The organism is Mitsuokella apri (assembly GCF_051886055.1).
Lineage (GTDB): Bacteria > Bacillota > Negativicutes > Selenomonadales > Selenomonadaceae > Mitsuokella.
Genome location: NZ_JBJEXT010000060.1, coordinates 1 through 5226, shown reverse-complemented (window position 1 = coordinate 5226; position 5226 = coordinate 1). Strand labels below are relative to the sequence as shown.

General features: G+C 48.8%; 5 protein-coding genes. 4 read left to right on the top strand and 1 reads right to left on the bottom strand.

Annotated elements, in window-relative coordinates:
• Positions 1-133: 133 nt before the first annotated feature.
• Positions 134-889: a DeoR/GlpR family DNA-binding transcription regulator gene (locus tag ACI4OH_RS08945; RefSeq protein ID WP_435720825.1), complete on the bottom strand. Its 756-nt coding sequence runs from the start codon at positions 887-889 to the stop codon at positions 134-136.
• A 292-nt stretch (positions 890-1181) separates the two neighbouring features.
• On the opposite strand from ACI4OH_RS08945, the gene ACI4OH_RS08940 reads away from it, so the two are divergent.
• The 4 genes from ACI4OH_RS08940 to ACI4OH_RS08925 all read left to right on the top strand — a co-directional run.
• Positions 1182-1739 carry an N-acetylmuramoyl-L-alanine amidase gene (locus tag ACI4OH_RS08940; RefSeq protein WP_435720824.1) on the top strand — a complete coding sequence of 186 codons (558 nt, stop codon included), beginning with the start codon at positions 1182-1184 and terminating at the stop codon, positions 1737-1739.
• 478 nt (positions 1740-2217) lie between these two features.
• Entirely contained in the window at positions 2218-3372 is a 1155-nt protein-coding gene (locus ACI4OH_RS08935) for a glucose-1-phosphate adenylyltransferase (protein ID WP_435720823.1), read from the top strand.
• 59 nt (positions 3373-3431) lie between these two features.
• Complete coding sequence (glgD, locus tag ACI4OH_RS08930) at positions 3432-4538, top strand: glucose-1-phosphate adenylyltransferase subunit GlgD (RefSeq protein WP_435720822.1); 1107 nt, start codon at positions 3432-3434, stop codon at positions 4536-4538.
• A gap of 114 nt (positions 4539-4652) precedes the next feature.
• On the top strand, positions 4653-5226 hold a 574-nt coding region (locus ACI4OH_RS08925; RefSeq protein WP_439784617.1), incomplete at its 3' end, for a glycogen/starch/alpha-glucan phosphorylase.

Genomic DNA, 5226 nt, shown 5'->3' with positions numbered 1-5226 from the left:
CAAGACGTAATTCGGTCTGATGAAGAGGCTGCTTAAAGTTGTAAACTACTGTAAAGTAATAAAATCCCCGCTTCCTGTGCAGGCAGTGAAGCGGGGATTTTATTATTTATATATATTAGTAGGAAATTGTTCGTCAGCAGATTACGTTGATGTGCTGGTCGGCAAGAAATTCCTGCCAGTCCTTAGAAGGCGGTACATCTGTCACGAGCGTATCGATGCGTGCAAAATTGTCGCATTTGACGAAAGCTGTTTTGTCGAATTTGGAGTGGTCCACGAGCAGGACGGTCTTGCGGGCCTGCTGCATCATGATGCTCTTGATACGGCTCTCGCTTTCATTGGACTCCATGATGCCTTTTTTGAGGTCAATGCTCTTGCAGCTGATAAAGGCAAAGTCAACGTAATATCGGGCAAGTGTCTGACAGGCAATGGAGCCAGTCAGGGAGCAGGAGCTGTCGCGCATCGTGCCGCCCGTGCAGATCATCTTGAAGCCGCTGCCCGTGAAGTCGTTCATGAGGCGGATGGAATTTGTGATGACCGTGATATCGCGCTGTCCTTTTAAGCGCTGCAGGAGTGCCTGACACGTCGTGCTGGAATCCATCATGATGGTATCGCCATCGTGAATCAGGCTGGCCGCTTTTTCGGCAATGAGCAGCTTGCCCTCGCTGTTTATGGCGCTGCGCCGTGTATAAGAGAGTTCGTCGCTCGTGCTTTCGGCGATGACAGCACCGCCGTAGCTGCGCCGGAGCAGGTCCTGACTTTCCAGTTTTTCGAGGTCGCGGCGAATGGTTTCTTCCGTTACCTTGAACGACTTCGCAAGTTCGGAGACGTAAACTTTGCGGTCAAGCCGAATTTTTTCCATGATTTTTTGTCGGCGTTCCAATCCCAGCATAAAAGCCCCTTCTTTCTAATCCCTCGTAAATATTTTTGAAGTTGTTGATTATTCATCTTCATTATAGGTCAATCCTCCTTAAAATACAATATAAACAGATAAAAAAGAATGTTTGATTGCTTGAATTTTGCTTTGCAGACAAAAAGGATGTGCAGCGGTGTGGGAATAGGAAATGAATGGAAAGAAATGAGCTTTCGGCTGATTTTCAGATAAATGCGCTAAAATAATAAAATTACAGGGGGTAGCAGATAGAGCAATGAAACGCAGGGAGTTTATTCGGAATTTATTTTATATGGGAGTGGGGCTGGCCCTTGCACCGGAAATCGTCACGAGTAAGATGGCAGAGGCAGCCTGGCAGGACGGCAGCGGTCTTTCCGGTGTATCCATACGCCAAACCTATCTGACATTCCGTTCCCTGACAAACCGACGCGTGACCGACGCCATCATCGTGCATCATGTCGGCAATACGAATGCGGATGTATCAGCGGAGACCATCCACCGCTGGCACTTGGCCAATGGCTGGGCCGGCATTGGCTATCACTTCGTGATTCGCAAGGACGGCACGATCGAACAGGGCAGGCCCATGGATACGGTCGGGGCACACTGCTATGGCGAGAATGACCATACGGTCGGCGTGAACCTGGTTGGCAATTTTGAGGATTATATGCCAGAGGATGCACAGATCGCTTCTGCTAAGAAGCTGCTGGCTGCTCTCTGCCGTTATTATGGTTTTGCGCCGTCGTCTGCGACGATTTTTGGCCATCGTGATTTTAATGCGACAGCCTGCCCAGGGCAGAATCTCTATGACATGCTGCCGGACATCATTCACGGCGCGGCTGCGCTTTATTGATTTCTTTGCGCATACTTGATGATGCTCATGACTGCAGGCATTTTGCCCTGCTGCTGAGACTGAAAAGGGTCTGCCGCCTGCCTTGCGGGCCGGGCAGATTATTTTTTTGGTATTTTCTCTAAAAAAATTATGTAAATTTACTTTGACGGTGAAGGATTTTTATTTTTTGTATAGAACCTACATAATATAAAGATAGTTTTCTGAAATTCAACAGGAGCTGTGCACAAAGCAGCAGTTCTTTCATGGGAATTGACGGAAAAATTGCGGTTTTCATATGTTTTTTTAGAGAGGGCAGGGTGAATGCGATCGGTAATATTGGTATTACGTATTTCATGTATACATAAAATATTATTGCAATAATTGATAAATGTTGTATACTGACAGAGTATTATCTGTTATGAAAATGCATGCTTGGCGGGCATGGCGAATTATGTAAGGGGAGGCCATTCCTGCCAGATATATCCAAGGGGGATTTTGTATGAGAAAGACAGAATGTTTAGCAATGATACTGGCCGGCGGCCAGGGCAGCCGTCTCGGTGCTTTGACGAAGAAAATTGCCAAGCCGGCCGTTCCATTTGGCGGCAAGTACCGCATTATTGATTTCCCGCTCAGTAACTGCGCCAATTCCGGCATTGATAAGGTCGGTGTGCTGACGCAGTATCGTCCGCTGGAACTCCACAACTATTTGGCTTCGGGCAGTGCCTGGGACCTCGATAAGAAAGAGGGCGGCGTGTTTATCCTGCCGCCGTATGCACGTGAAAAGGGAGCAGACTGGTATCGCGGCACGGCTGATGCCATCTATCAGAACCTGAATTTCATTGACCTCGCGGATCCGGAGTACGTGCTGATTCTGTCTGGCGACCATATCTACACGATGGACTATTCCTGGATGCTCGATGCACACAAGGCCAATAAGGCAGAAGCAACGATTGGCGTCATCGAAGTTCCGTGGGAAGAGGCACCGCGTTTTGGCATCATGAATACCGATAAGAGCGGCCGCATCGAAGAGTTCGAAGAGAAACCGGCAAAACCGAAGAGCAATCTCGCTTCGATGGGCATTTACATCTTCAACAAGGACTTCCTGAAGAAGTATCTTGAGGAAGATGCAAAGGATGAGACTTCGGCTCATGACTTCGGCAAGAACATCATCCCGAAGATGCTTGCCGATAAGGCACGTCTGTTCTCGTACGCTTTTGATGGTTATTGGAAAGATGTCGGCACGATTGAAAGCCTCTGGCAGGCTAATATGGATCTGCTGCAGGATCAGCCGCCTTTTGAACTCAATGGTGATTGGAAGATTTATTCTTCGAACCCGTCCATGCCGCCGCATTATGTCGGTCCGGATGCCAAGGTCAAGAATTCGATGGTCAGCGAAGGCTCGATGATTCTTGGCGATGTAGAGAACTCGGTCATTTTCCCGGGTGTGCGCATCGGCAAGGGCGCTAAGATCCGCAATTCGGTCATCATGCCGTCGACGGTTATCCGTGAGAATGCCGTCGTTGATTATGCAATCCTTGCCCAGAACTGTGAAGTAGGCGAGGGTGCCAAAGTAGTCGGGGAGAAGGGTGCCATTACGGTCGTTGCAGACGGAGAAACTGTCATGGCCGAAGCTGGCAGCAAGCAGGCAGGCTGAGAAAGTTGTCCGCTCCTATATACAATAGAACATAGACCAGAAGATCGGAGTGAATAAAATTGAAAACAGTAATGGGGATTATCAATCTTCAGGAAGACAACAGCCTGATTCGTGAGCTGACTGACCGCCGCGCTGTGGAGTCTCTGCCTTTTGCCGGACGCTACAGACTGATTGATTTCGCTTTGTCGAGCATGGTAAACTCTGGCATTCAGAATGTCGGTGTCATGCTGCCGAATAAACCGCGTTCCGTACTCGATCACCTGCGTTCCGGTAAGGATTGGGATTTAGCCCGCCGTCATGACGGCTTGTTCTATCTGCCCGCTCCGCAGGAAGAAGAGGCAAAACGCCGCGGCGACCTCAAAAACTTCTATTACAACCTCGATTTCTTTGAGCACAGCTCGCAGAAATACGTGCTTCTGGCAGGAGGCAGCTTCGTTTACAACATTGATTTCAATGAGCTGCTGCGCTTCCACCAGAACACGAACGCCGATATCACGATGGTGTACTACACGGCGCCGCAGGAAGCGGCCGGCCGCAACACCGTCATCGAGACGGCAGAAAATGGTCTTGTCGAAGATATTGCCGAGAAACCGGCTGTCTATGACGGCTCGAAGGTTTCCATGAATGTATTCCTCATGGAGAAGCGCATCTTCGTTGAGATGGTCCGCTACAGCTACGAACACGGCGGTCAGGACCTGCTGCTCGACGGCATCATCCGCCGTGCAAATGAGTACAATATCTATGCTTATGAGCATGACGGTTACGTTGCACACATCGATTCGACATCTTCCTATTATAAAGCGAATATGGATGTACTGAATCCGTCTACGTGGGAAGAGCTCTTCATGGGCAATAATTCCATCTATACGAAGGTCAAGGATGAGGTACCGGTCCAGTATAAGGACACGGCTGTTGTCAAGAATTCTTTGATTGCCAACGGCTGTATCATTCGCGGTGAAGTCGAGAACAGTATCCTGTTCCGCGGCGTGACCATTGAAAAGGGCGTTAAAGTCAAGAACTCCATCATCATGCAGAAATGCGATGTTCAGGAAAATTCTTTGCTGGAGAACGTCATCTGTGATAAGAATGTAGTGATCACGAAGGAGAAATGGCTCAAGGGAGCGCAGAATTATCCGCTGATCGTTGCGAAAAATGTGGTGATTTAAGCTTGAGACAAGCCGTTGTAAATGGACATGCACAGGCAGGTATGGGCCAGCGCTCGTTTACGACGGCTTTTCTTATATAAAATAAGCAAGACATAGCCAAGGGGAGTGTTTTTTTTGGCACGAGAAACAAAGGAACAGAAACAAAAGAGCCGTGAGTTTGAGAAGCTCAAGGAAAATCTAAAAATCCGTTTCGTCAATACGGCACATTTGATGTATGGCCGTGAAATCAAGGACTTGACTAAGAATGAAGTCTATCAGACGGTAGCTGCTACGGCAAAGCAGTTCATTTCGGATAACTGGATCAAGACGAATAAGACATATGCAGAGCGTCAGGAGAAACAGATCTACTATTTCTCCATCGAATTCCTGCTCGGCCGTCTGCTCAAGTCCAATCTCATCAATCTCGGTATTGAAGAAGCCGTTAAGGATGTTCTCGCGGATTTCAATCTCGATATCGTCAAGACGTTCGAGGAAGAGCCGGATGCCGGTCTCGGCAACGGCGGCCTCGGCAGACTGGCTGCCTGCTTCATTGACTCGATGGCAGCACACCGTCTGCCGGGCCATGGCTGCAGCATCCGTTATCAGTACGGCCTGTTCGAGCAGAAAATCATTGAGGGCAACCAGGTCGAGATCCCGGATAACTGGCTCAAGAATGGTTTTGCCTGGGAGTACCGCAAACCGGATAAGG